This is a genomic window from Bacillus sp. WC2503, from assembly GCF_052682895.1.
Map to the genome: position 1 here is coordinate 691,473 of NZ_JBQYMD010000001.1, position 24,901 is coordinate 716,373.

At 37.0% G+C, this 24,901-nt stretch carries 26 protein-coding genes and 2 riboswitches; of the genes, 24 read left to right on the forward strand and 2 right to left on the reverse strand.

What is annotated here, in order from left to right; translation table 11 throughout:
• The first annotated feature begins 19 nt into the window (after positions 1–19).
• The 17 genes from ilvC (at position 20) to ACUN26_RS03825 (ending at position 14,807) form a co-directional block, all read left to right on the forward strand.
• Positions 20–1,030: a ketol-acid reductoisomerase gene (gene ilvC, locus ACUN26_RS03745; RefSeq protein ID WP_001151719.1), complete on the forward strand. Its 1,011-nt coding sequence runs from the start codon at positions 20–22 to the stop codon at positions 1,028–1,030.
• A 1-nt stretch (position 1,031) separates the two neighbouring features.
• Positions 1,032–2,552: a 2-isopropylmalate synthase gene (gene leuA, locus ACUN26_RS03750; protein WP_000809591.1), complete on the forward strand. Its 1,521-nt coding sequence runs from the start codon at positions 1,032–1,034 to the stop codon at positions 2,550–2,552.
• Between the two features lie 77 nt (positions 2,553–2,629).
• Positions 2,630–3,694 carry a 3-isopropylmalate dehydrogenase gene (leuB, locus tag ACUN26_RS03755; protein WP_000415349.1) on the forward strand — a complete coding sequence of 355 codons (1,065 nt, stop codon included), beginning with the start codon at positions 2,630–2,632 and terminating at the stop codon, positions 3,692–3,694.
• A complete protein-coding gene (gene leuC / locus ACUN26_RS03760) occupies positions 3,694–5,088 on the forward strand; it encodes a 3-isopropylmalate dehydratase large subunit (RefSeq protein ID WP_000520118.1) in 1,395 nt (464 codons plus the stop codon). The genes leuB and leuC overlap by 1 nt, the downstream gene beginning before the upstream one ends.
• Positions 5,066–5,647 (forward strand): 3-isopropylmalate dehydratase small subunit, encoded by a 582-nt coding sequence (gene leuD, locus ACUN26_RS03765; RefSeq protein ID WP_000433198.1) that lies wholly within the window; start codon positions 5,066–5,068, stop codon positions 5,645–5,647. The genes leuC and leuD overlap by 23 nt, the downstream gene beginning before the upstream one ends.
• Before the next feature lie 308 nt (positions 5,648–5,955).
• A complete protein-coding gene (locus ACUN26_RS03770; protein ID WP_000170305.1) occupies positions 5,956–7,218 on the forward strand; it encodes an ATP phosphoribosyltransferase regulatory subunit in 1,263 nt (420 codons plus the stop codon).
• Complete coding sequence (gene hisG / locus ACUN26_RS03775) at positions 7,194–7,829, forward strand: ATP phosphoribosyltransferase (RefSeq protein WP_001244464.1); 636 nt, start codon at positions 7,194–7,196, stop codon at positions 7,827–7,829. The genes ACUN26_RS03770 and hisG overlap by 25 nt, the downstream gene beginning before the upstream one ends.
• Positions 7,830–7,840: 11 nt before the next feature.
• Complete coding sequence (gene hisD, locus ACUN26_RS03780; RefSeq protein WP_000402925.1) at positions 7,841–9,130, forward strand: histidinol dehydrogenase; 1,290 nt, start codon at positions 7,841–7,843, stop codon at positions 9,128–9,130.
• Complete coding sequence (gene hisB, locus ACUN26_RS03785) at positions 9,130–9,714, forward strand: imidazoleglycerol-phosphate dehydratase HisB (RefSeq protein ID WP_001249957.1); 585 nt, start codon at positions 9,130–9,132, stop codon at positions 9,712–9,714. The genes hisD and hisB overlap by 1 nt, the downstream gene beginning before the upstream one ends.
• On the forward strand, positions 9,715–10,344 hold the full coding sequence (hisH, locus tag ACUN26_RS03790) for an imidazole glycerol phosphate synthase subunit HisH (protein ID WP_000560640.1): 630 nt from the start codon (positions 9,715–9,717) through the stop codon (positions 10,342–10,344).
• Positions 10,317–11,036: a 1-(5-phosphoribosyl)-5-[(5-phosphoribosylamino)methylideneamino]imidazole-4-carboxamide isomerase gene (gene hisA / locus ACUN26_RS03795; RefSeq protein ID WP_000402302.1), complete on the forward strand. Its 720-nt coding sequence runs from the start codon at positions 10,317–10,319 to the stop codon at positions 11,034–11,036. The genes hisH and hisA overlap by 28 nt, the downstream gene beginning before the upstream one ends.
• A complete protein-coding gene (hisF, locus tag ACUN26_RS03800; protein ID WP_000880098.1) occupies positions 11,030–11,788 on the forward strand; it encodes an imidazole glycerol phosphate synthase subunit HisF in 759 nt (252 codons plus the stop codon). Before hisA ends, hisF begins: the two co-directional genes overlap by 7 nt.
• On the forward strand, positions 11,785–12,090 hold the full coding sequence (gene hisI, locus ACUN26_RS03805; RefSeq protein ID WP_000803970.1) for a phosphoribosyl-AMP cyclohydrolase: 306 nt from the start codon (positions 11,785–11,787) through the stop codon (positions 12,088–12,090). The genes hisF and hisI overlap by 4 nt, the downstream gene beginning before the upstream one ends.
• Positions 12,091–12,100: 10 nt before the next feature.
• A complete protein-coding gene (gene hisE / locus ACUN26_RS03810; protein WP_000390408.1) occupies positions 12,101–12,424 on the forward strand; it encodes a phosphoribosyl-ATP diphosphatase in 324 nt (107 codons plus the stop codon).
• Positions 12,425–12,436: 12 nt separating this feature from the next.
• On the forward strand, positions 12,437–13,456 hold the full coding sequence (locus ACUN26_RS03815) for a histidinol phosphate phosphatase domain-containing protein (RefSeq protein WP_000861851.1): 1,020 nt from the start codon (positions 12,437–12,439) through the stop codon (positions 13,454–13,456).
• A gap of 67 nt (positions 13,457–13,523) precedes the next feature.
• Positions 13,524–13,691: a YozQ family protein gene (locus tag ACUN26_RS03820; protein ID WP_001118878.1), complete on the forward strand. Its 168-nt coding sequence runs from the start codon at positions 13,524–13,526 to the stop codon at positions 13,689–13,691.
• 144 nt (positions 13,692–13,835) lie between these two features.
• Positions 13,836–14,807: a 2-hydroxyacid dehydrogenase family protein gene (locus ACUN26_RS03825; protein WP_001062815.1), complete on the forward strand. Its 972-nt coding sequence runs from the start codon at positions 13,836–13,838 to the stop codon at positions 14,805–14,807.
• 98 nt (positions 14,808–14,905) lie between these two features.
• Here the strand turns inward: ACUN26_RS03825 and pssA are convergent, their stop codons facing one another.
• Positions 14,906–15,607, reverse strand: a complete 702-nt coding sequence (pssA, locus tag ACUN26_RS03830) for a CDP-diacylglycerol--serine O-phosphatidyltransferase (RefSeq protein ID WP_000285425.1) — start codon at positions 15,605–15,607, stop codon at positions 14,906–14,908.
• Between the two features lie 181 nt (positions 15,608–15,788).
• The gene (locus ACUN26_RS03835) at positions 15,789–17,675 is read right to left on the reverse strand and encodes an LTA synthase family protein (RefSeq protein ID WP_000939071.1); all 1,887 of its coding nucleotides are present in this window, start codon (positions 17,673–17,675) and stop codon (positions 15,789–15,791) included.
• Between the two features lie 262 nt (positions 17,676–17,937).
• Here ACUN26_RS03835 and ACUN26_RS03840 point away from each other — a divergent pair, with 262 nt between their 5' ends.
• The 7 genes from ACUN26_RS03840 to ACUN26_RS03870 all read left to right on the forward strand — a co-directional run bounded on the left by ACUN26_RS03840 (position 17,938) and on the right by ACUN26_RS03870 (position 24,896).
• Positions 17,938–18,333 (forward strand): DUF3888 domain-containing protein, encoded by a 396-nt coding sequence (locus ACUN26_RS03840; protein WP_001228518.1) that lies wholly within the window; start codon positions 17,938–17,940, stop codon positions 18,331–18,333.
• Between the two features lie 89 nt (positions 18,334–18,422).
• A riboswitch (Lysine riboswitch) is annotated at positions 18,423–18,604 on the forward strand.
• Between the two features lie 180 nt (positions 18,605–18,784).
• A complete protein-coding gene (lysA, locus tag ACUN26_RS03845) occupies positions 18,785–20,101 on the forward strand; it encodes a diaminopimelate decarboxylase (protein ID WP_000280670.1) in 1,317 nt (438 codons plus the stop codon).
• Between the two features lie 164 nt (positions 20,102–20,265).
• Positions 20,266–20,374: riboswitch (SAM riboswitch) on the forward strand.
• A gap of 73 nt (positions 20,375–20,447) precedes the next feature.
• Entirely contained in the window at positions 20,448–20,591 is a 144-nt protein-coding gene (locus tag ACUN26_RS03850) for a YezD family protein (RefSeq protein WP_000116159.1), read from the forward strand.
• An 86-nt stretch (positions 20,592–20,677) separates the two neighbouring features.
• A complete protein-coding gene (locus ACUN26_RS03855; protein ID WP_000959007.1) occupies positions 20,678–21,382 on the forward strand; it encodes a phosphoadenylyl-sulfate reductase in 705 nt (234 codons plus the stop codon).
• Between the two features lie 38 nt (positions 21,383–21,420).
• Positions 21,421–22,557 (forward strand): sulfate adenylyltransferase, encoded by a 1,137-nt coding sequence (gene sat, locus ACUN26_RS03860; protein WP_000213327.1) that lies wholly within the window; start codon positions 21,421–21,423, stop codon positions 22,555–22,557.
• Between the two features lie 12 nt (positions 22,558–22,569).
• Positions 22,570–23,181 (forward strand): adenylyl-sulfate kinase, encoded by a 612-nt coding sequence (cysC, locus tag ACUN26_RS03865; protein ID WP_000380522.1) that lies wholly within the window; start codon positions 22,570–22,572, stop codon positions 23,179–23,181.
• Between the two features lie 92 nt (positions 23,182–23,273).
• Complete coding sequence (locus ACUN26_RS03870) at positions 23,274–24,896, forward strand: nitrite/sulfite reductase (RefSeq protein ID WP_000119600.1); 1,623 nt, start codon at positions 23,274–23,276, stop codon at positions 24,894–24,896.
• Positions 24,897–24,901 lie beyond the last annotated feature (5 nt).

Consider the following 24,901-nt stretch of genomic DNA (forward strand, 5'->3'; position numbering starts at 1 on the left):
AATATAGGGGGAAATGAAAATGGCAAAGGTTTATTATGAGAAAGATGTAACGGTAAATGTATTAAAAGAAAAGAAAGTAGCAATCATCGGATATGGCTCGCAAGGTCATGCGCATGCGCAAAACTTGCGTGATAACGGATTTGATGTAGTAGTAGGTTTAAAAAAAGGTAAATCTTGGGATAAAGCGAAAGGAGATGGATTTTCTGTATATACAGTAGCAGAAGCAGCGGAGCAGGCTGATGTAGTAATGATTTTATTACCTGATGAACTGCAGCCAGAAGTATATGAAGCGGAAATTGCACCAAATTTACAGGCAGGAAATTCTCTCGTTTTTGCACACGGATTTAATGTTCACTTTGATCAAGTGAAACCACCAGCTAATGTAGATGTATTTCTAGTAGCGCCTAAAGGTCCGGGGCATCTTGTACGCCGTACGTTTGCTGAAGGCGGAGCCGTTCCTGCATTATTTGCCGTATATCAAGATGCGACAGGAGTTGCGACTGAAAAGGCACTTTCTTATGCTGATGGAATTGGAGCGACGAGAGCGGGCGTATTAGAAACGACGTTTAAAGAAGAAACAGAAACAGATTTATTTGGAGAGCAAGCTGTACTTTGCGGCGGAGTAACTGCGCTAGTAAAAGCTGGATTTGAAACGCTAGTTGATGCAGGATACCAGCCTGAACTTGCATATTTTGAATGTTTACATGAACTGAAACTTATTGTTGACCTTATGTATGAAGGTGGACTTGAAAATATGAGATATTCAGTTTCAGATACAGCGCAGTGGGGCGACTTCGTATCAGGACCACGTGTTGTAACGGAAGATACGAAGAAAGCGATGGGTGCAGTGCTAGCCGAAATTCAAGATGGTACATTTGCAAAAGGTTGGATTGCAGAGCATAAAGCAGGAAAACCAAATTTCCATGCGACAAATGAGAAAGAGAATGAACATGAAATCGAAGTAGTTGGACGTAAATTACGTGAAATGATGCCTTTCGTACAGCCGCGAGTAAAGGCAGGGGTCAAATAATATGAAGCAGATTTTGTTCATGGATACGACGCTACGTGATGGCGAACAATCACCAGGAGTGAATTTAAATGAACAAGAGAAATTGCAAATTGCAAGGCAATTAGAGAGACTAGGTATTCATGTCATGGAAGCTGGCTTTGCAGCAGCTTCCGAAGGCGATTTTCAATCGGTAAAGCGCATCGCAAATACCATTCAAAATGCTACAGTTATGAGTTTAGCTAGAGCGAAAGAAAGTGATATTCGAAGAGCATATGAAGCTGTGAAAGGTGCTGTATCTCCTCGTTTACATGTATTTTTAGCTACGAGTGATATTCATATGAAATATAAACTTTGTATGTCAAAAGAAGATGTGTTAGATAGTATTTATCGCTCGGTTACGCTTGGGAGATCTTTATTTCCGACAGTGCAATTTTCTGCAGAAGATGCGACAAGAACATCAAGAGATTTTTTAGCTGAAGCAGTAGAAGTTGCGATACGTGCAGGAGCGAATGTAATCAATATTCCAGACACAGTAGGTTATACGAACCCAGAAGAATACTATTCCTTATTTAAATACTTACAAGAATCCGTTCCTTCATATGAAAAAGCGATTTTCTCTTGTCATTGCCACGATGATCTTGGGATGGCGGTGGCAAATTCGTTAGCTGCGGTTGAAGGTGGAGCACTGCAAGTAGAGGGAACGATTAATGGCATTGGAGAAAGAGCAGGGAATGCTGCACTAGAGGAGGTCGCAGTTGCTCTTCATATTAGAAAAGATTTCTATAAGGCGGAGCCTTCGATGACGCTAAAAGAGATTAAATCGACAAGTACATTAGTAAGTAGGTTAACGGGTATGGTTGTACCGAAAAATAAAGCGATTGTGGGAGCGAATGCTTTCGCTCACGAATCAGGCATTCATCAGGATGGTGTTTTAAAAGAAGTGACAACATATGAAATCATTGAACCAGCACTTATAGGAGAATCTCAAAACCTATTTGTACTTGGCAAACATTCTGGGCGTCACGCATTTACAGAAAAAATGAAAGAACTAGGCTATGAATTTACAAACGAAGAACGCGATGTGGTGTTTGAAGCGTTTAAAAAATTAGCTGATCGTAAAAAGGAAATTACGGAAGAAGATCTACGTGCACTTATGCTTGGTGAAGCAGCTTTTGCAGCGCAGCAATATAACATTACGCAATTGCAAGTACACTTCGTATCGAATAGTACACAGTGTGCGACAGTTGTATTGAAAGATGAGGCGGGAACTATATACGAAGATGCAGCGACTGGTTCTGGAAGTATTGAAGCAATATACAATGCAATCCAAAGAATTTTAGGATTAGAATGTGAATTGGCAGATTATCGCATACAATCTATTACACAAGGTCAAGACGCACTTGCTCATGTTCATGTTGAATTAAAAGAAGGAACGCATCAAGTATCAGGTTTTGGTGTTGCGCAAGACGTATTGGAAGCATCGGCGAGAGCATATGTTCATGCAGCTGGAAAATTGAAATCGTTTATAGCGCTTGTAAAATAAGGGTTTGATAGGTGAGTGAAGCTTTCCTCACCTATCAAAATAAAGTTCTGAAAATTCAGTTAAAAGGAGTGTTAAAATTGGAAAAACGTATCGTTTGTTTAGCTGGTGATGGTGTCGGCCCGGAAATTATGGAAAGTGCAAAGGAAGTATTGCATATGGTAGAGAGACTATATGGGCATCATTTTCATTTGCAAGATGAGCACTTTGGTGGTGTTGCTATTGATTTAACGGGGCAACCATTACCACAGCGAACACTTGCCGCTTGTTTAGCGAGTGATGCGGTTTTACTTGGGGCAGTTGGTGGACCTCGTTGGGATGGTGCGAAAGAAAGACCGGAGAAAGGATTATTAGCTTTAAGAAAAGGACTTGGTGTATTTGCGAATGTTCGCCCTGTAACGGTAGAAAGCTCAACTTCGCATTTATCCCCATTAAAAAATGCTGATGAAATTGACTTCGTTGTCGTTCGTGAATTAACAGGTGGTATTTATTTTTCTTATCCGAAAGAGCGAACGGAAGAAGTCGCAACGGATACACTTACGTATCATCGTCATGAAATTGAACGTATCGTTTCTTATGCTTTTCAATTAGCGAGTAAGAGATCGAAAAAAGTAACGTCTATTGATAAGGCGAATGTTTTAGAATCTAGTAAATTATGGAGAACTGTTACGGAAGAAGTCGCTCTTCGTTATCCTCATGTTGAGTTAGAGCATATTTTAGTAGATGCAGCTGCTATGGAGTTAATTCGGAACCCAAAGAGATTTGATGTTATCGTAACAGAGAATTTGTTTGGTGATATTTTAAGTGATGAGGCTTCTGTATTAGCAGGGTCATTAGGAATGCTTCCATCAGCGAGTCATGCGGAAAACGGGCCTTCTTTATATGAGCCTATTCACGGTTCAGCACCGGATATTGCAGGGAAAAATAAAGTGAATCCAATTGCGATGATGCGTTCGGTTGCGATGATGCTTGGGCAATCATTTGGATTAACGAGAGAAGGATATGCGATTGAAGAGGCAATTTCTGCAGTTCTTCAATCTGGAAAATGTACAGTTGATATTGGGGGAGATGAGACGACAACTTCATTTACGAAGGCGGTTGTTCAAGAAATGGAAGAGCAGGCACTAGTAGGGAGAGGAAGATAATGGGGAAAAGGTTGCTAGATAAACTTTGGGAAAGACATGTAGTTACAACAAATGAAAATGGATTGGATTTATTATATATCGATCTTCATCTTATTCATGAAGTAACTTCACCGCAAGCCTTTGAAGGCTTGCGGCTTGCAAATCGAATTGTTCGGAGACCGGAATTAACGTTTGCAACGATGGATCATAATATTCCAACGAAAGATATTTGGAATATCACCGATCGCATTGCGAAGCAGCAATTGGATACACTTCGTGAAAATTGTAAACAATTTGAGGTGCGATTAGCTGATATTGGTGATGAAGAGCAAGGAATCGTTCATGTTATCGGGCCGGAACTTGGACTCACACAACCAGGGAAAACGATTGTTTGTGGTGATAGCCATACAGCAACTCACGGTGCTTTCGGTGCGCTAGCGTTTGGTATTGGTACGAGTGAAGTAGAACATGTATTAGCAACTCAAACGTTGTGGCAACGAAAACCGAAAGCGATGGGGATTGAATTAACAGGAAAGTTACCGAAAGGCGTTTATGCAAAGGATATTATTTTACATCTTCTCTCAAAGTACGGTGTAGCGGTTGGGACTGGGTATGTAATGGAATTCTACGGAGAGACGATTCGTGATATGGGAATGGAGGAGAGAATGACACTTTGTAATATGGCAATTGAAGGAGGAGCGAAAGCAGGCATTATTGCACCGGATGAAAAAACATTTTCTTATGTAAAAGGGCGTAAATATGCACCAAAAGACTATGAATCTTTCACGGAAAAATGTTCGGAGCTTTATACGGATTCAGATGCGATTTATGATTTACATATTTCAATAGATGTTACGAGTCTAGCTCCATACGTAACTTGGGGAACAAATCCTAGTATGGGTGTTCCTATTGATGAAAAGTTACCAGAAAAGCATAACGAAAATGATGAAAGAGCATTTTCATATATGGGATTGAGTCCTGGACAAAGTACGTTTGAAATTCCTGTTAAGCATGTCTTTATTGGTTCTTGTACAAATTCACGTTTATCTGACTTAGAAATTGCTGCATCCGTTGTAAAAGGGAAAAAGGTAAAAGAAGGTGTGCGGGCACTCGTTGTACCAGGATCAAAAAGTGTGAGAGAGCGGGCAATGCAAAAAGGCTTACATCACATATTTGAAGAAGCGGGGTTTGAATGGAGAGAGCCTGGATGCTCAATGTGCCTTGGGATGAATCCAGATCAAGTACCTGAAGGAGAACATTGTGCGTCTACTTCAAATCGTAATTTTGAAGGAAGGCAAGGGAAAGGGGCAAGAACACATTTAGTAAGTCCAGCTATGGCAGCAGCTGCTGCATTATATGGGCATTTTGTTGATATTAGAAAGGAGAGTTACGATGGAGCCATTTCGTATTCATAAAGGTACTGCCGCAGTACTTATGAATGATAACATTGATACAGATCAAATTATTCCGAAACAATACTTAAAGAGAATTGAAAGGACAGGATTTGGAAAGTATTTATTTGATGAGTGGCGTTACGATAATGAGCGCCATGAAAATCCTAATTTTCCCCTTAATGCACAAGAACGAAAGGGAGCAAGTATATTAATTACAGGTGATAATTTTGGATGCGGTTCTTCAAGAGAGCATGCTCCGTGGGCCCTTGCTGATTATGGTTTCCGCGTTATTATCGCAGGGGGATTTGCAGATATTTTTTATATGAATTGTATGAAGAATGGTATGTTACCGATTGTAATGGATAAAGAGATGCGTGAACAACTTGCTACAATAAATGCGAGAGATCAAATAGAAGTCGATTTAGAGAATGAAGTCATTACTACAAATACGCACAGGTTTCATTTTACAATCGAGAAAATGTGGAAAGAAAAATTATTAAATGGTCTAGATGAAATTGCCATTACGATGCAATATGAACAAGAAATTGAAGAGTATGAAAGAAAAGTAGCTTTATATTAAGAAATAACGGAATATTAAAAATGTATTTACATTCAGAATTAACTGTTATATAATATGGAAAAATCAGAGGAGAAAGGGAGTAAGTATTATGAATATCGTACAATCTATTAAAATGCTTACACAACTACATCATCATACATGAAACCCTTGAACCTAACGTGAAAACGTGTAGGCACAAGGGTTATTCCCGTTGTACCTACACTCTACTAAAGAGCCTTGTAGGTATTTTGTCTACAAGGCTCTTTTTATTTTCGGTTTGGGTGAATGGAATGGGCATACATTAGAAAGGGAAGGGCGTGTGAATTCAGATGACAAAGTGGAAGCGGGCAAATCCGAATGGAACGAGAGATTACTTATTTGAAGAATGTACGTTAATTGAAGAAGTGGAACAAAAATTAAGACGTACATTTTTAGAGAGAGGCTATGAGGAAATAAGGACACCTACAATTGAATTTTATGATGTGTTTGCTTTTCAAAATCGGCCGATAGATGAAGAGAAGATGTATAAATTTTTTGATGAAAAGGGACGGATTATCGTGTTACGTCCAGATATGACGATTCCTTTAGCGAGAGTAATTGGAACGCAAAGGTGGGATACGCCTCTTAAGGTGACATATAGTGGAAATGTATTTCGGGCGAATGAGTCTCTGTCTGGAAAATATAATGAAATTGTACAAAGTGGTATTGAAATTATCGGGATTGATAATGTAAGAGCTGAAATTGAATGTGTGATAAGTGTAATGCAAGCACTACAAAGGTTGAAGGTACAATCTTTTACAATCGAAATTGGGCAGGTAGAGTTATATAAATGTATTGTAAAAAAGCTCTCTATTCATGATGAAGAAGAGAGAGTACTTAGAACGTATATAGAAAGCAAAAATTATGCTGCTCTCTCAAATTTTATCGGAGAAAAGAAATTAGATCGGTGCGATGAAACAGTAAAATTACTTGAGAAATTACCAAGGTTATTTGGGAATTTAGAGGTTATTGAGGAAGCAGAAAAACTCGCCTCAAGTAATGAAATGAAAATGGCCATTGCAAGAGTGAAAGAAATATATGAAGCGGTTGAAAGGCTAGGCTATGGACCTTATATATCCATTGATTTAGGCATGATTCAACATTTGGACTATTATACGGGTATTATTTTCAAAGGGTATATATATGAAATTGGAGAAGAGATTGTTAGTGGTGGAAGATACGATGAGTTAATTGGGAATTTTGGAGAGATGGTGTCAGCGGTTGGCCTCGCGGTGCAAGTAAATCAAATAATCAAGGCACTTCAAGAGCAACAAGAATCTTATGAACGAGAGCCAATAGATATGATGATACATTATGAATTAAATAGATTAGCGGAAGCTGAAAGGTTAAGAAACTTACTTCGAAAGGACGGGAAGAATGCCCAGTTATCTTTATTCTCTAATTTAAACGACACATTTCAATTTGCAAGAAACAATAAAATAGTAACGGTCGTTGAGGCAAGGAATGAATCATTGGTGGAATATGTATGGAAAGAGAAATGGGTCGTTCAGAAAGAAGGGGAGACTTCATGCGTAACATTCAAATTGCGTTAACGAAAGGAAGATTAGAGAAACATGTTATTCCGCTGTTTGAGAAAATTGGAATTGATTGTTCAGAGCTTAAAGATAAAGGGAGAAAGCTTGTCTTTCAAAGTAAAAATACAAACATTTCATTTATTTTAGTAAAAGCGGTTGATGTTGCTACTTATGTAGAACATGGAGTAGCTGATATTGGGATCGTTGGAAAAGATATTTTAATGGAAAATGAAAAAGATATATATGAAATGTTGGATTTAGGAGTGGGTATGTGTAAATTTTGTGTCGCTTCTATTCCTACGTATAATCCGAAGAGTTACCGAAAGAAACGAATTGCTACGAAATATCCACACATCACTTCCAATTATTTTCACGAAAAGGGAGAAGATGTAGAAATCATAAAAATAGAAGGTTCTGTAGAAATTGCTCCGCTTCTTGGATTAGTAGATGCGATTGTTGATATTGTTGAAACAGGAAAAACACTACAAGAGAATGGGCTCATTGTATTTGAGGAAATGTATTCTATATCCGCTCGAATGATTGTAAATAAGGCAGCTTTAAAAACTAAAAAAGACGAAATATTCAGTATTATAAATGTGATGGAGCAAGAAATTTTATCAGGGAAATAGGAGGGCTTACAATGGAGATCATTTATGAAGACTTCAAGGAGGCATTATCCAAAATAAAAGTGTTGCGAGAAAACGCTAATATAATAGAAGAAACTGTTCAAAGAAGTGTAAGGGAAATCGTTCAAAACGTAAGAGAAAGTAAAGATGAGGCTTTATCTTTCTATACAAAAAAGCTTGATGGTGCGGATGTTAAAACTTTTCGTGTAAGTGAAGAAGAAATAAAACAAGCAAGTGCATTTGTAGAACTTTCTTTTTTAGAGGCGCTACAAGAGGCGAAGAAAAACATTATCTCATATCATGAAAAGCAAAAGAGGCAATCTATGTTTGATTGCGAAAGTGATGGGATAATTAGAGGGCAGCTCATTAGACCGTTAGAAAATGTAGGTGTATATGTGCCAGGCGGGAAGGCATCGTATCCCTCTTCAGTATTAATGAATGTATTGCCAGCCAAACTGGCAGGTGTGAAAAAAATTGTAATGGTAACACCGCCAAGGCAAGGAGGAATTGACCCGCATATATTAACTGCCGCAGGTCTTGCAGGTGTAGATGAAGTTTATATGGCTGGTGGTGCCCAGGCAATCGCTGCTTTAGCGTATGGGACGGAATCGATTCCGAAAGTGGATAAAATAGTTGGACCGGGAAATTTGTACGTTGCTTTAGCGAAGCGAGAAGTATACGGAATAGTAAATATCGATATGATTGCTGGGCCATCAGAAATTGTAGTTATCGCTGATGAAACAGGCAATGCCAAATATATCGCTGCTGATTTATTATCGCAAGCAGAACATGACGAGAGGGCAACAGCGATTTGTATTACAACGAATATAGAACTAGCTAAAGAAGTAGGAAGAGAGATAGAAAGACAGTTAGAAACATTACCAAGAAGTGAAATCGCTCGTGAATCAATAAAAAGAAATGGAGCCATTTTTATCGTTTCTTCTTTAGATGAGGCACTAAAGTTATCAAATGAAATAGCTCCAGAACATTTAGAGTTACATATAAAAGAGCCAATGAATGCTCTAGCTTATGTGAAACATGCAGGCTCTATTTTCCTTGGGCCATATGCACCAGAGCCGCTCGGCGATTATTTGGCAGGACCGAATCACGTTTTACCGACAAGTGGAACAGCAAGATTTTTCTCCCCGTTATCAGTCGATGATTTCGTAAAAAAATCAAGCTTTCTTTCTTATACAGAGGAAGCGTTAAAAAATGTACAACATCATATTGTAGAACTTGCAAATAAAGAAGGTTTATATGCACACGCAAGAGCAGTCCAAATGAGATTTGAGGAGGAAGAATAATGCGACAGTCGAGTCAAGTACGTGAAACGACAGAAACAAAAATTAAATTAAGTTTGCAGCTTGATGAAAGTACGAATGTTTCTATTCAAACAGGAGTAGGTTTTTTTGATCATATGCTAACTTTATTTGCAAGGCATGGACGATTTGGTTTACAAATTGAAGCTGAAGGTGACGTGTTTGTCGATGCACATCACACGGTTGAAGATGTTGGAATTGTACTCGGAAATTGCTTGAAAGAAGCACTGCAAAATAAAGAGAGTATTAATAGGTACGGTTCCGCATATGTACCGATGGATGAATCTTTAGGTTTTGTCGCAATTGATATAAGTGGACGTTCCTATATTGTGTTTCAAGGCGAGTTAACAAATCCGAAATTAGGCGATTTTGACACAGAATTAACGGAAGAGTTTTTTAGAGCAGTTGCTCATGCAGCAAATATTACGTTACACGCTCGTATTTTATACGGAAGTAATACACATCACAAAATTGAAGCTTTATTTAAGGCATTTGGTCGAGCGCTTAGAGAGGCAGTCGAAAAAAATGACAACATTACTGGTGTAAATTCAACGAAGGGGATGTTGTAATTGATTGCTATTGTAGATTATGGGATGGGAAATATTCGTAGTGTGGAACAGGCATTAAAATATATTGGAGCAGAGTATATCGTAACGGATGATAGAGAGGAAATATTGAGAAGTGATGGCGTTATTTTACCAGGAGTAGGGGCATTTCCGAAAGCGATGGACGTTCTAGAAGAAAAAAAATTAGTATTTGTGCTAAAAGAGATTGGGAATTTAGGGAAACCGTTCCTTGGTATATGTTTAGGTATGCAACTTTTATTTGAAAAAAGTGAGGAATTAAAAGACTGTAGCGGATTAAGTTTATTGCCAGGTGTTATTCGGAAATTAAAAGTGCCTTATAAAATTCCACATATGGGATGGAATGAATTGAAGAAAGAAGGAGAAATACCACTTTGGAATGGAATAGAAGACGGTTCTTTCGTATATTATGTCCACTCTTATTATGCAGATTGTCCAAAGGGGATTGTGTATGGGGCAAGCGAGTATGGGGTGCAAGTACCTGGTTTTGTAGCGAAAGGAAATGTATTTGGAGCGCAGTTTCACCCTGAAAAAAGTGGGGAAGTCGGAATACAAATTTTAAAGAATTTTAAAGGGGTGGTAGAAGCATGGAAATTTTCCCAGCTATCGATTTAAAAGAAGGGCGATGTGTCAGACTTTATCAAGGAGAGTTTAGTAAAGAAACGGTTATGAATGAAGATCCGGTTGCGCAAGCGATCATATTTGAAAAGCTTGGAGCGAAAATATTACACATTGTTGATTTAGACGGTGCAATTGCTGGAGAGTCTTTAAATTTGTTTATCATTGAAAGAATATGCAGGGCGGTACGTATTCCTGTGCAAGTTGGAGGAGGGATTCGATCGCTTGTAGCAGTGGAGAAGTTATTGTTAGCAGGTGTAGAAAAAGTCATTTTAGGAACAGCTGCTCTTTATGATAAGTCATTTTTAGAGGAAGCAGTTCGGCTATATAAAGAGAAAATAATTGTTGGAATTGATGCGAAAAATGGTTTCGTAGCAACGAGAGGTTGGCTTGATGTGTCTGAAATTTCTTATATTCATTTAGCGAAGCAAATGGAGAGTATAGGTGTTCAAACGATTGTATTTACAGACATCTCGAGAGATGGGACACTTGCAGGACCAAATTTTGAGCAATTAGGGTTACTGCAAAAAAGTGTGGGTATTCGTCTCATTGCTTCTGGAGGAGTGGCGTCTATTCAAGATGTGAAAAGGTTAAATGATATGAATATACATGGTGTTATCATTGGTAAGGCTCTTTACGAGAATACAATTGATTTAGAAGAAGTGCTAGAGGTAACAAAGCTATGTTAGCGAAACGAATTATTCCATGTCTAGATGTGAAAGAAGGGCGAGTCGTAAAGGGTGTAAATTTTATAGGATTACAAGATGTCGGTGATCCTGTTGAAATAGCGGCTTTATATAATGATGCGGGAGCAGATGAAATTGTATTTTTAGATATTACTGCGACACATGAAGGGCGAAAAACGATGATAGATGTTGTAGAAAAAACTGCCTCAAAAATATTTATTCCTCTTACAGTAGGTGGGGGGATTTCTAATGTTCAAGATATATACAATCTGCTACGAGCCGGTGCGGATAAAATTTCAATTAATTCAGCAGCAGTACGGAATCCAAAACTAATTCAGGAAGGTGCAGAACATTTTGGCTCGCAATGTATTGTTGTAGCAATCGATGCTAGAAAAGTAGCAGAAGGTAAATGGAATGTATACGTTAATGGCGGGAGGGTTGATACAGGAATGGATGCAATCGAATGGGCGAAGCACGCCGTACAATTAGGGGCAGGAGAAATTTTGCTAACGAGTATGGATGCAGATGGAACGAAGGATGGATACGATCTTCAGTTAACAGAAGCAATTTCAAGTAGCGTTTCCGTCCCGGTAATTGCATCAGGAGGATGTGGTCATGCGGATCACATTATAGAGGTATTTAAAAAGACAACAGTCGACGCAGCGCTAGCAGCATCAATCTTTCATTATGGTGAAGAGACTGTGCAGGATGTAAAGAGAAAATTAAGAGAAGCAAACGTTGAGGTGCGACTATGAAGCCTAACTTCTCAAAAGGGTTATTACCAGCAGTGGTGATAGAGGAAGATACGAAAGAAGTTTTAATGCTCGCTTACATGAATGAAGAAGCGTATGAAAAGACGTTAGAAACAAAAAGGACGTGGTTTTATTCTCGCTCAAGACAATCGTTATGGAATAAAGGAGAAACATCGGGCAATATGCAGTATGTTCAATCCCTTTATTTAGATTGTGATCAAGATTCAATTGTAGTTGTTGTAAAGCAAGTAGGACCTGCTTGTCATACGGGAGAGAAAACATGTTTTCATTATAAAGTTATATAGGGGGATGAAGATGGAAGATGTCCTTAAATTATTATTTGAAACAATTGAAGACCGAAAGGAAAATCCAGTGCCAGAATCATATACAAATTATTTATTTTCAAAAGGAGAAGATAAAATTTTAAAGAAAATTGGGGAAGAGTGCTCTGAAGTGATCATTGCTTCTAAAAATAATGATAAAAAAGAACTAGTAAAAGAAATGGTTGATGTGTTTTATCACTGTTTTGTTCTATTAACCGAAAAAAACATTTCACTAGAAGATGTTATGGAAGAAGTGAAAGAAAGAAATGGAAAGCTTTCGAGAGTAGGGGAACGAAAAGAAATAGATACGTTATAAGGGGGAATATGTATGAAAGTGGATTATCATCTTCATTTAGAAGAAGGGCCTTATTCAATAGGTTGGCTTGCCAAAATAAATGAAACGCTACAATATTATGAGCCGCTTCAAGAAGAAAGACATTCTATCGAATGGCTTATGAAGACGCAAGAACGCCTGCAAAGACGTGTGAAGGAAGGACCATTTACAGCGAAATGGATTGATTTATATTTAGAAGAGGCATTGCGAAAAGGTATAAAAGAAGTTGGGATTGTGGATCATTTATACCGCTTTCATGAGTCGAAAGTATATTATGAAAAATATGTGAATATTAGTGATTCGAAGCTTGGGCGTTTACAGAAGGAATGGTTAGACCAAGTAAGAGTAGTTTCACTATACGATTTTACAAAGTCGATTGAAGAGGCGAAAGAACGATGGAGTAAAAGAGGCGTTACACTTAAACTTGGAATTGAAGCGGATTATTTTATTGGCTGTGAAGAAGAGCTAAAAGAATTGTTAGCACTAGGAGACTTTGATTATGTAATTGGGTCTGTTCATTTTTTAAACGGCTGGGGGTTTGATAATCCAGATACGAAAGAATATTTTGAAGAGCATGATTTACATATACTATATGATACGTTTTTCAAAACAGTTGAGAGTGCAGTTCGTTCCGAGTTATTTGATATTATAGCCCACCTTGATAACATAAAAGTATTTAATTACAGGTTGGATGAGAATGAACAGCTTTCTTATTATAAGAAAATAGCCCGTGCATTAGTAGAAACTAATACCGCAACAGAAATAAATGCGGGATTGTACTATCGTTATCCTGTACGGGAAATGTGCCCGAGTCCACTGTATTTACAAGTGTTAGCTAAACATGGTGTTCCCATTACTATTTCTTCAGATGCTCATTATCCGAATGATTTAGGGAAATACGTAAAAGAAAATGTGCAAACATTACGAAATCATGGTATTACTCATATCGCAACATTTACGAAACGAGCAAGAGTAATGAGACTACTTGAAGAAGAAGTAACAATTATAAAATGACCCACGATTTTTTGATGAAAACCTTCCTTTTTGTTCAAAATAAGAAAGAAAAAAAGGAGGGTAAGAAATGGCGAAACAACAAAATAAACAAAATGTACAAGGTGCACAGCAACAAGCTTATACTTCTGAAACGAATGCTGCATCTCAATCAGTTATTGAGGAGCAAATTAGCGATACAGTTGCAGAAGGAACAATTGATGTAAAGCTCGGAAAAGAATCGCAGGAAAAAGCGTAAGAAGAGGGGGGAGTTGCATCTCCTCTTTTTTCATGGAAAAGTGTCGATTTTCAAAACTATAATCAAATTCCTTGGTTTTTATAAGTGGATTTCTTACAATGAAATATAAGAGATATCTTATTTTCTATAGAAGAGGTGTTAGTAGTGGCAAAAATATTAGTAGCAGGGGAAATTCCAGAAATCGGATTAGAACTATTAAAAGATCATGATGTAGAAATGTATGATAAAGAAGAGTTAATTTCTTTAGATGAATTAACAGAGCGTGTAAAAGATAAAGATGCATTGTTAAGCTTACTTTCTACAAAGGTGACGAAAGAAGTTATAGATGCGGCACCTAATTTAAAGATTGTTGCAAACTATGGTGCTGGCTACGATAATATTGATTACTTGCATGCAGGAGAAAAAGGGATTACGGTAACGAATACACCGAAAGTATCAACTGAAGCGACAGCAGAATTAACATTTGCACTTCTTTTAGCAGCAGCACGTAGAATCCCTGAAGGAGATACGTTATGTCGTACAACTGGATTTAACGGATGGGCGCCATTATTTTTCTTGGGCCGCGAAGTACACGGTAAGACAATTGGAGTTATCGGTCTTGGCGAAATCGGGAAGGCAGTTGCAAAGCGTGCGAAAGCATTTGGAATGAACGTTTTATATACAGGACCAAATCGTAAGCTTGAAGCTGAAGTTGAACTAGAAGCGACATATGTAACATTAGAAGAGCTGTTACAAACGGCAGATTTTATTACAATTAACTGTGCCTATAATCCAAAATTACATCATATGATCGATGAAGAACAGTTTAAAATGATGAAGAAGACAGCATATATTATAAATGCTTCGCGTGGACCAATTATGAATGAATTAGCACTTGCTTATGCATTAAAAACGAAAGAAATTGAAGGAGCAGCTCTTGACGTATTTGAATTTGAACCGAAAATTACGGAAGAACTAAAAGGATTAAAGAATGTGGTGCTTGCTCCTCACGTAGGGAATGCAACATTCGAAACTCGTGATGCGATGGCTGAAATGGCAGTAAGAAATATTTTAGCTGTATTAAACGGTGAAGACCCTGTAACACCTGTAAATCCAAAAGTATTAGTTACAAAATAAAGTGAGACTTTCATTTGTAAGGCCTCCCGATTAATCAGGTTGTCCGCAAATAGCGGAATAAAAAGAAACCTTCCGAATACGGAAGGTTTTTGTTTTTCTTATTTTTCTTTATTCGCTTTATTAGACGGTCTTTGTCTAATAAATTGAGATAGCATATACAAAATATATAGTGGAATAGCAATGAATAAGAAAACAGAAAAATTCCCGATCCCTGTTTGATACATTGTGATAATGATTCCAACTAAAAATAATGTAATAATGATGCTATATCTTGGAATTGGTACATCTTTTAAACTTGGGATACGAATACGACTCACCATTAAAAATGCGAACGTTACAAAGACTGTAATAAGAACGATTTTGGGAATGGTATGTGAAAATAATGTTAAGAAAGCAACAAGCCCTCCCGCTGCTGTAATCGGTACTCCAGTGAAATATTTCATTGAAGTAGAAGATGGTGTTACATTAAATCGTGCTAAACGATATGCTCCGAAAAGAGGGAATAATCCCGCTATGTATAATCCGATGATTCCGTAGTTTGAGAAAGATGTGTAATACATTAAAACAGCTGGTGCTGCACCAAATGTTACGACATCTGCGAGTGAATCAAGCTCTTTTCCCATTTGTGAATCAACGCGTAATAAACGAGCAACACGACCATCAAGACTATCTAACATCATCCCGATAAGTACTAAAATAGCAGCTGATTTATAATATCCTAAAGATGCATAGCCGATTGATAAAAATCCGCTATATAAATTTCCGAGCGTAAATAAGTTTGGAATAGCTGCTCTATACAAAATCTGATCCCTTGCTTTCTGTAATAAATTCTTAATTAGTGTATGAAAGTTTACTTATTTTATCATACCATAAATTTCTTCCTCATACGAAAGAAATTACCAATTTGTGAAAGATTTCATGGGAGAATGATTTGGAAAATAAGTGGAAAAAGAAGCAACTTTTATAAAGTTGCTTCTTGCACTATTCAAATTTTGTTGTCATTGTTCCGGTTTTATATCGATTGTTAGGATCGAAACGTAATAAATCTCCATAAATGAGTTTATCGGATAATTTTAATTCTGTTTTTGCTTTTTCAATATACGGCTGACATAGTGATATAGCAGCTTCTTCACCTGTATTTCGTTTATAGCACATGTTTTTTGTATAAACATAATCTTCCGAAACAAAACTACCATCACGCATTACCATAAGTGGATCTTTTTCTTTAATAAATAAGTCCGTTCCAAATTCAACGGATTGATTTGTTTTAATCCCAAGTAAATGAAGGAGCGTTGGTTTAATATCAAGTTGACCGGATACTTTAGAAATCGTTTTTCCTTCTTGACCTGGCACATGAATAATGAGAGGGACGCGTTGTAATTGCATAGAATCAAACGGTGTAATAGCGTCTTTCCCAAGGAACTGGGCCATAGCTGCGTTATGGTTTTCAGAAATACCGTAATGATCACCATAAATGACAATAACTGAATTATCATACAGTCCTTCATCTTTTAACTGTTTAATAAATAATTTAAGAGCTTCATCCGTGTAACGAACAGTTGGAAAGTAACGGTTTAAAACACCACTGTCCGAATTAAACTCATCAACATATTGATCTTCTGGATTTAGAAGAAATGGAAAATGGTTTGTTAAAGTGATAAATTTTGTATAGAACGGTTGCGGTAAAGATTTTAACTTTGGAATAGATTGTTCAAAGAACTCTTTATCTTTTAATCCCCAACCAACAGACATTTGTTCCGTACCTACGTAATCATTTAAATTAAAGTAACGGTCATAACCAAGCGCAGGATACATTACGTCACGATTCCAAAACGTTTTATCGTTTGAATGGAAGACAGCAGAAGAATATCCGTATTTCTTTAATTGTTCTGGTGTGGCAGTATACTCATTTGTTGCATGAGTAAAGAATACAGAACCACGGTCTAACGGATAAAGTGAATTTTCAACGATAAATTCAGCATCAGAAGTTTTACCTTGTCCCGTTTGATGATAGAAGTTATCGAAATAAAAACTATCTTTAATAAATTCATTTAAAAATGGAGTAATTTCTTTTCCATTTATTTTTTTATTAATAACAAAACTTTGTGTAGATTCCATTGAAATTAAAATTACATTTTTACCTTTTGCAGCTCCAAATAAGTTTTTATCAACTTGCTTATCTTTTGCATCTGTATAGTTTTTAATTTCAGAGAATCCGTCGCCACTTGCGAATACACGTTCAGCCGAAGACTTAGATTGAAGCGTAATATCAAATAGATGATATGTGTATAACCCTAAATTTTTCACGACAGTTTGACGGTCAAATGAGCGTGAGAACATTTGTGGCTTATAAATAACTGAAACAACAATTTGTAGTGCTAATAACGCAGTTACACCGCTAAAGAAAGTTCTCTTCTCAGATCGTGAAAGTGGTGTTTTATCACCAAATGATGGGAATTTACGTGAAATAAACATTAAAATAATTGCATCTGCAAATAAAAGTAATGTTTTGTACGTAAAGAGCTCTTTTATGCTCGTCCCTAAATCAGCCATATTATTTGTTTGGAATAAAACCGGGAAGGTAACGAAATCGTTATAAAACCCATAAAACATTGCATTTCCAAATAAAATAAATGACAGTATAAAACTAATTCCAATTATAATTCGATTTCGATGCTTAGATGCAAATAAAGCTAAACCGAAAAATAAAAGTAACGCAGCTAGTGGATTAATAAACAGCATAAATTCTTCAAAGAAGTTATCAATTTTAATATCAAACGCTAGCTTGTACACAATATATGTTTTAATCCATAATAAAACGACTGCAACGAGTGCAAATCGTAATTTTGGAAACAGATGTTGTAGCATAATATACTCCTCTCCTAGAAAGCATGACAGTTCTTGCGAGCCGGTTTGATTAGCGCCTCACTTTATATATACGAACAGTCTTTTGTTATTATGATTATTATACTATGAGTATCATTATACGAAAATTAAAGAGGGTTGTGGGCTTTTTTTGCAACAATTGAGTAGAAAAAGAGAAGTAGGAGACAATAAAATAGAATTTCTATGCGCGATTATTGTAATTCATTAAACATAGAAAGTATCGCGTAATGGTGCGGAGGTTATAATGCGAAAATTATTTTATCTTATAATGTGCAGTATTTTTATACTCTTTGCTTCACCGAGTGTATCAGTAGCTCAGTATGATGCACCTCTTATGGAAGATGCACTTTATTCTGTTTTATTTCCGAAAATAAATAAAGCAATTGAAAAACAATATGGGAGTTTGAAACCTTATCAATGTCCTAAAATTATTAGTTTAAAAAAAGTGTATAGTGGTACATATTTATTTCAAACGGTTATTGAAGTGACGAAGTACGAACAGATTGGTGGGAAAATTGTTCCACCATTTGAAAAAGTAACTATTACGTTTAATAATGAAGAAGGCGAATGGGAAGTAACGAAGATAATAGTAAAGCGCTTACCAAATGATACGAAATTAAACTGTAAAAAAACAATATAAAAAATTGTTTGACAAATAAAATGGTCCTTTGGTATTGTTAATAGCAACAATTAGATGTTTGAAAATTAAATAGACTTACCTCATCTACTCTCAAAGGTAGAGGCCGCGATAGGAAAGAGTAAGCTATGGGAGATTTAGTGGAATCTGTGACCATGGGTTGAAAGGGACTATTGCCGAAATATAAGAATAACCACCTTATTCATATATTGGGACTGCATTGAATAAATGTAGTACTGTCATAAGATTTATTTTATGGAGAGCTATTTGGAGATGTTGATGCGGTTTCTTATTTTGAGAAGATAACAACTTGTTTATTTTTTCAATATATATTTTTCCTAATAAGAAACGCGTGTGAACATTGTTCCGCGCGTTTTTTGTCTATCTAAAAGCGTGCTGCAATGAATAGAAGATTGGGGTTATGAGTTTTAGAGGAAATAAGGGAGGAATTCAAATGTATTTACACGGCACAAGCCGAATCAATGGGCAAGGACACTTAGAAATTGGAGGGTGCGATACGACGCAGCTAGCAAAACAATACGGAACACCACTTTATGTATACGATGAAGAGTCTATTCGAGGGAAATGTCGTGCGTTTCATCGTGCTTTTAAAGAAAGTGGTTTCTCTTATCAAGTAGCATATGCAAGCAAGGCGTTCTTGTGCATGGAGATGTGCCGAGTAGCTCGTGAAGAGAACATGTCATTAGATGTTGTTTCGGGTGGGGAATTATATACTGCGCTCCAAGCAGGATTTCCAGCATCACGTATTCATTTTCATGGAAACAATAAAACAGAAGAAGAGATAGTGATGGCTCTTCAGGCGAATATCGGTTGTTTTGTAGTAGATAATTTCTTGGAATTAGAAGTTTTACACGATTTAGCAATGCAACATGGGAAATTTGTAAACATATTAATTCGTGTAACGCCTGGAGTAGAGGCGCACACACATGAATATATTACGACAGGCCAAGAGGATTCAAAATTTGGATTTGGCGTTTCAAATGGTCAAGCGATGCAGGCAATTGGGCTTGCTTTACAAAAATCAAATTATAATGTGTTAGGGATTCATTCACATATCGGATCACAAATATTTGAAACGGCTGGTTTTGTTCGAGCGATTGAAGTTCTTCGTAAATTTTTGGAAGAGGTGAGAGAGCAAACGAACTATGTAGTAAAAGTATTAAATGTAGGCGGAGGATTTGGAATACGCTATACAGAGTCAGATACACCATTAACTCTTGAGACATATGTGCGAGCTGTAACAAGTGCAGTGAGAGAACAATTTACAGTATGTGAATATCCATTGCCAGAAATATGGGTTGAACCAGGCCGTAGTATTGTAGGTGATGCGGGAACGACAATTTATACAGTTGGATCTGTGAAAGAAATTCCTGGCATTCGGAAATATGTATCCGTCGATGGTGGAATGACAGATAACTTAAGACCGGCTTTATATAGCGCTCGTTACGAAGCGATGTTAGCGAATCGAGGAAATGATGAGAATGAGGAACTCGTTTCAATTGCTGGGAAATGCTGTGAGAGTGGAGATATGCTAATTTGGGATATTAATCTACCGAAAGTTGCTTCTTCTGATTTACTAGCAATTTCTTGTACGGGAGCATATGGGTACTCGATGGCGAATAATTATAATCGAATTCGGAGACCAGCCGTCGTCTTTGCGAAAGGTGGCACATCGCAAATTGTTGTGGAACGTGAAACGTACGAAAATATCATTGGGAACGATCGCATACGTATTAAAGAGCTTGTTTAAATAAGGAAAAGGAGTTGTTCGAATGGGCAATTCCTTTTTATAAAGTGAAACTATAATCAGTGGGGGGGGATTGCCCGCAAATAGCGGGATAAAATAAAATAATTAAAATATATCGGAAAACTAGGATTGAAAAAAATCAGAATTGTGATAAAATACAAATACAAAGCTTATCAAGAGAAGCGGAGGGAACTGGCCCGAAGAAGCTCGGCAACCTGCTTATAGAAAGCAAGGTGCTAAATCCAGCAAAATGGAATCCATTTTGAAAGATAAGGTAAAATATATTACCGAACAGTCTTTTCGAAATGGGAAAGATTTTTTTTATGAATAAAAAGGGGGGGCTGTTCGCGTGAGCGTACGGGAACATTTTGATGAAGTATCTGAGAAAATTCAAGCGATGCTTGCTGATATGAAATATGGTTCAATTACAATTGTGGTGCAAGATGGAAAAGTAATTCAATTAGAGAAAAGTGAAAAAGTACGTTTAAAGTGAAAAGCGCTGACTAGAAAAACTAGAGGCGGTTTTAATCTATTTTAATAGATTAAAACCGTCTTTTTGCTTTTACAGGGGGAAAAAACATGTTGACGTATGAAACGTGGGAAGAAAATCGTGTTTCATTTTCAGAGGAAGATGAAACGAAAGGCGCGCTATCCGTATTAAGTTGGGCTTATAAAGAATATAAAGATGAAATTGTATACGCGTGTAGCTTCGGAGTGGAAGGCATGGTTTTACTGCATCTTATAAACCAAGTAAATCCATCTGCTAAAGTTGTATTTTTGGATACAAATGTTCATTTTCAAGAAACGTATGAATTAATTCAAAAAGTAAGAGAACGATTTCCTTCATTAAATATTATAGAAAAACAGCCGGAACTTACACTCGATGAACAAGCGAAGTTGCACGGTGAGAAACTATGGGAAAGCAATCCGAATCTCTGTTGTAAGATTAGGAAGATTTTGCCGTTAGAAAAATCACTTACAGAGGAAAAAGCGTGGATATCGGGCTTAAGAAGGGAACAATCAGAAACGCGTAAGCATACAAAGTTTATAAATCAAGATCATCGTTTTCAATCTATTAAAGTTTGTCCGCTTATTCATTGGACGTGGAAAGAAGTATGGCGATATGTATACAAACATAACTTGCCATACAACCCATTACATGATATTGGATATCCAAGTATCGGGTGTGAGAAGTGTACGTTACCTGTAGGTGCCGGTGGTGATTCAAGAGATGGTAGGTGGACCGGGAAAATGAAAACCGAATGCGGTCTTCATTACCAATAAGATGTATCTTGAAATAAAGCTAAGAGGGGATATAGAAAATGACTACAAGAAACGAATTAATAAACCGTGTAGATGAGACATACGACGTATCACAAATTGAAAAAGAAATTGAATTAGACAACATTGCATTAAGTGATTTAGAACTGCTAGCGACAGGGGGATATAGTCCGCTTACTGGTTTTTTAGGGAAAAAAGACTATGATTCGGTCGTAGAAACGCTTCGTTTAGCAGATGGAAGCGTATGGAGTATACCGATTACATTGCCAGTAACAGAAGAAGTAGCAGAGGGACTGAAAGCTGGAGAGGAAGTAAAACTTGTTAATGATAGAAATATATATGGTGTCATTCAAATAGAAGATATTTTTGCACCTGATAAAGAAAAAGAAGCTTTACTTGTATATAAAACGACGGATGAGGCTCATCCAGGCGTGAAAAAATTATATGAACGACCAGATGTTTATGTTGGAGGAGCTATTACGCTTATAAAACGCTTGGAAAATAAGCAATTTCCTTCTTATCATTTAGACCCAATTGAAACGAGAGAAGAATTTAAAAAACGTGGCTGGAAAACAGTAGTTGGATTTCAAACGAGAAATCCGGTACATCGTGCCCATGAGTATATTCAAAAATCTGCTCTTGAAATTGTAGATGGTCTCTTTTTAAATCCGCTCGTTGGGGAAACAAAGTCAGATGATATTCCTGCTGATGTAAGGATGGAAAGCTACGAAGTGTTGCTTCAAAACTATTATCCGAAAAATCGTGTCTTTTTAGGTGTATTTCCTGCAGCGATGCGCTACGCAGGACCAAGGGAAGCGATATTTCATGCATTGGTAAGAAAGAATTTTGGGTGTACCCACTTTATTGTAGGACGTGATCATGCTGGGGTAGGAGACTATTACGGAACATACGAAGCGCAGGAAATCTTTACGAACTTTACAGTGGAAGAGTTAGGGATTACGCCGCTATTTTTTGAACATAGCTTTTACTGTACGAGATGTGAAGCGATGGCTTCAACGAAAACGTGTCCGCATGGAAAAGAGGACCGTGTCATTTTATCAGGTACAAAAGTAAGAGAAATGTTAAGAAATGGTGAGATTCCGCCAAGTACATTTAGTCGTAAAGAAGTAGTGGAAGTGTTAATTAAAGGTTTGAAAAAAGAAGTAGTAACAGAATAGGGAGAGAACGAGATGGATACGAATATTACTTGGCACACAGCTTCTGTTTCGAAAAATGAGAGAAGAGTGAAGAATGGGCATCATAGTTTTGTAATTTGGTTTACTGGTTTATCAGCTTCGGGTAAATCTACAGTAGCGAATGCGGTTGCTCGTAAACTATTTGAAAAGAATATTGGAAATTATGTGTTAGATGGGGATAATATTCGCCATGGTTTAAATAAAGACTTAGGTTTTTCTGAAAGTGATCGTATGGAGAATATAAGGCGTATTGGCGAAGTGGCGAAGCTATTTGTAGATCAAGGTACTGTTGTTCTTACAGCGTTCATTTCACCATTTCGAGTAGATCGAAAACAAGTTAGGGATCTATTAGCGGCAGATGAGTTTATAGAAGTGTTTGTAAAATGTCCAATTGAAGAGTGTGAAAAACGTGATCCAAAAGGGTTATACAAAAAAGCGAGACAAGGTGATATTAAAGATTTTACAGGTATTGATTCACCGTATGAGGAACCAGATCGAGCGGAATTAATTGTAGAAACGCACAAGTATTCTATTGAAGAATGTGCAGAACAAATCGTGAAGTACTTACAAGAGCGTAGTTTTGTCCCGTTGTTTGCTGGGAAGTAAAACGCCCACCTCAAAATTCGGCTGGAGCAGGCTGTAAATGCCCGATTGGTGAGGGTTGATTAAAGTTTCACTTTATATAGGGGGATTTAAAAATGAGTTATGAAAAAGTATGGGCTAATAATGAAAAATTAAATCAGACTGAGAAAAATAAATTAGCAAAAGATGGTTTGGAAATTTTTAATGATATTCCTTACTATGCGGAAAATGGATTCGAATCTATTCCGAAAGAAGAGTGGGACGCATTTAAATGGGCAGGATTGTATTTGCAAAGACCGAAAGAAGCTGGCTATTTTATGATGCGTGTAAATATTCCTTCAGGGATTATTACAAATGCGCAGGCGGAAGTGCTTGCTTCTATCGCTGAGGATTATGGACGTGATGTAATAGATATTACGACAAGACAGGCGATTCAGTTTCACTGGTTAGAAATTCAGCAAATGCCAGATATTTTTAAAAGATTAGCAAGAGTTGGGTTATCTTCAGCAGGGGCGTGTGGTGATATAACACGTAATATTACAGGTAATCCACTTGCAGGAATTGATGCGAATGAACTGTTTGATACAACGCATATTGTGAAGGAGGTATATGACTATTTCCAACATAATGAAGAGTTTTCTAACTTACCACGTAAATTTAAAATGTCTATTAGTTCTAACGTTTATAACTCGGCAAACGCAGAGATTAACTGTGTTGCATTTACACCTGCTACGAAAGAAATAGATGGTGAGAAAAAAGTTGGTTTTCATATAAAAGTAGGCGGTGGATTATCAGCCCGTCCATATTTAGCTGATGAATTAGATGTGTTCGTTTTACCAGAAGAAGTGAAGGCGGTAGCAATTGGGATTGCTACTATATTCCGTGATTTTGGATATCGCGAGAAACGTCATTTAGCTCGTTTGAAATTTCTTGTTGCAGACTGGGGAGCAGAGAAATTTAAAGAGAAACTAATAGAGTATACAGGACCATTGCAAAGTAAAGGAGAAAGTGCACTTAAAGGATGGAATGCAGGCTATTTTTATGGTGTTCAAGATCAAAAACAAGATGGATTAAAATATGTCGGTTTTAATGTGCCGGTAGGTCGTTTACATGCAAAAGAAATGTTTGAGATTGCAAGAATTGCAAAGCAGTATGGAAATGGACAAATTCGTACGTGTAACTCACAAAACTTCATCATTCCGAATGTTCCACCAGAAAATGTAACGGGTTTATTAAGTGAACCGTTGTTTGAAGCGATATCTGCAAGTCCGAAATCATTTATTGGTCATGCGGTTTCATGTACTGGTATTGAATATTGCAATCTTGCTCTAGTAGAAACGAAAGAAAGATTACGGAAAATTGCAGAATACTTAGATACAGAAATTGCACTTGATGTTCCAGTTCGAATTCATATGGTAGGATGCCCAAATTCATGTGGTCAACGTCAAATTGCTGACATCGGATTACAAGGGGTAAAAATGAAAACGAAGGAAAAAGGGATTGTTGAAGCATTTGAAATATATGTAGGTGGAACGTTGTTAGATGGCGGTGCCTATAATCAAAAGTTAAAAGGGAAAATAGATGGCGAGGATTTACCGGATGTACTCGCATCATTTATAAGTTATTTTAAAGAGAATAAGTTACCTGCCGAAACATTTTATGATTTTGTCGGACGTATCGGTGTAGATACATTGCAAATAGCTTTAAATAACGTGTTAGAAGAAGTAATAGCGTCTTAGGAGGG

What these genes read in the sequence shown, in the direction of transcription:
- ACUN26_RS03820 (WP_001118878.1), top strand. Translation starts at nt 13,524, where the DNA reads ATGGCGAAACAACAAAATAAACAAAATGTACAAGGTGCACAGCAACAA.
- hisE (WP_000390408.1), top strand. Translation starts at nt 12,101, where the DNA reads ATGGAAGATGTCCTTAAATTATTATTTGAAACAATTGAAGACCGAAAG.
- hisF (WP_000880098.1), top strand. Translation starts at nt 11,030, where the DNA reads ATGTTAGCGAAACGAATTATTCCATGTCTAGATGTGAAAGAAGGGCGA.
- leuC (WP_000520118.1), top strand. Translation starts at nt 3,694, where the DNA reads ATGGGGAAAAGGTTGCTAGATAAACTTTGGGAAAGACATGTAGTTACA.
- cysC (WP_000380522.1), top strand. Translation starts at nt 22,570, where the DNA reads ATGGATACGAATATTACTTGGCACACAGCTTCTGTTTCGAAAAATGAG.
- hisG (WP_001244464.1), top strand. Translation starts at nt 7,194, where the DNA reads ATGCGTAACATTCAAATTGCGTTAACGAAAGGAAGATTAGAGAAACAT.
- hisA (WP_000402302.1), top strand. Translation starts at nt 10,317, where the DNA reads ATGGAAATTTTCCCAGCTATCGATTTAAAAGAAGGGCGATGTGTCAGA.
- leuD (WP_000433198.1), top strand. Translation starts at nt 5,066, where the DNA reads ATGGAGCCATTTCGTATTCATAAAGGTACTGCCGCAGTACTTATGAAT.
- ACUN26_RS03815 (WP_000861851.1), top strand. Translation starts at nt 12,437, where the DNA reads ATGAAAGTGGATTATCATCTTCATTTAGAAGAAGGGCCTTATTCAATA.
- lysA (WP_000280670.1), top strand. Translation starts at nt 18,785, where the DNA reads ATGTATTTACACGGCACAAGCCGAATCAATGGGCAAGGACACTTAGAA.
- hisD (WP_000402925.1), top strand. Translation starts at nt 7,841, where the DNA reads ATGGAGATCATTTATGAAGACTTCAAGGAGGCATTATCCAAAATAAAA.
- ACUN26_RS03835 (WP_000939071.1), bottom strand. Translation starts at nt 17,675, where the DNA reads ATGCTACAACATCTGTTTCCAAAATTACGATTTGCACTCGTTGCAGTC.
- hisI (WP_000803970.1), top strand. Translation starts at nt 11,785, where the DNA reads ATGAAGCCTAACTTCTCAAAAGGGTTATTACCAGCAGTGGTGATAGAG.
- ACUN26_RS03770 (WP_000170305.1), top strand. Translation starts at nt 5,956, where the DNA reads ATGACAAAGTGGAAGCGGGCAAATCCGAATGGAACGAGAGATTACTTA.
- leuA (WP_000809591.1), top strand. Translation starts at nt 1,032, where the DNA reads ATGAAGCAGATTTTGTTCATGGATACGACGCTACGTGATGGCGAACAA.
- ilvC (WP_001151719.1), top strand. Translation starts at nt 20, where the DNA reads ATGGCAAAGGTTTATTATGAGAAAGATGTAACGGTAAATGTATTAAAA.
- ACUN26_RS03840 (WP_001228518.1), top strand. Translation starts at nt 17,938, where the DNA reads ATGCGAAAATTATTTTATCTTATAATGTGCAGTATTTTTATACTCTTT.
- ACUN26_RS03870 (WP_000119600.1), top strand. Translation starts at nt 23,274, where the DNA reads ATGAGTTATGAAAAAGTATGGGCTAATAATGAAAAATTAAATCAGACT.
- hisB (WP_001249957.1), top strand. Translation starts at nt 9,130, where the DNA reads ATGCGACAGTCGAGTCAAGTACGTGAAACGACAGAAACAAAAATTAAA.
- ACUN26_RS03855 (WP_000959007.1), top strand. Translation starts at nt 20,678, where the DNA reads ATGTTGACGTATGAAACGTGGGAAGAAAATCGTGTTTCATTTTCAGAG.
- sat (WP_000213327.1), top strand. Translation starts at nt 21,421, where the DNA reads ATGACTACAAGAAACGAATTAATAAACCGTGTAGATGAGACATACGAC.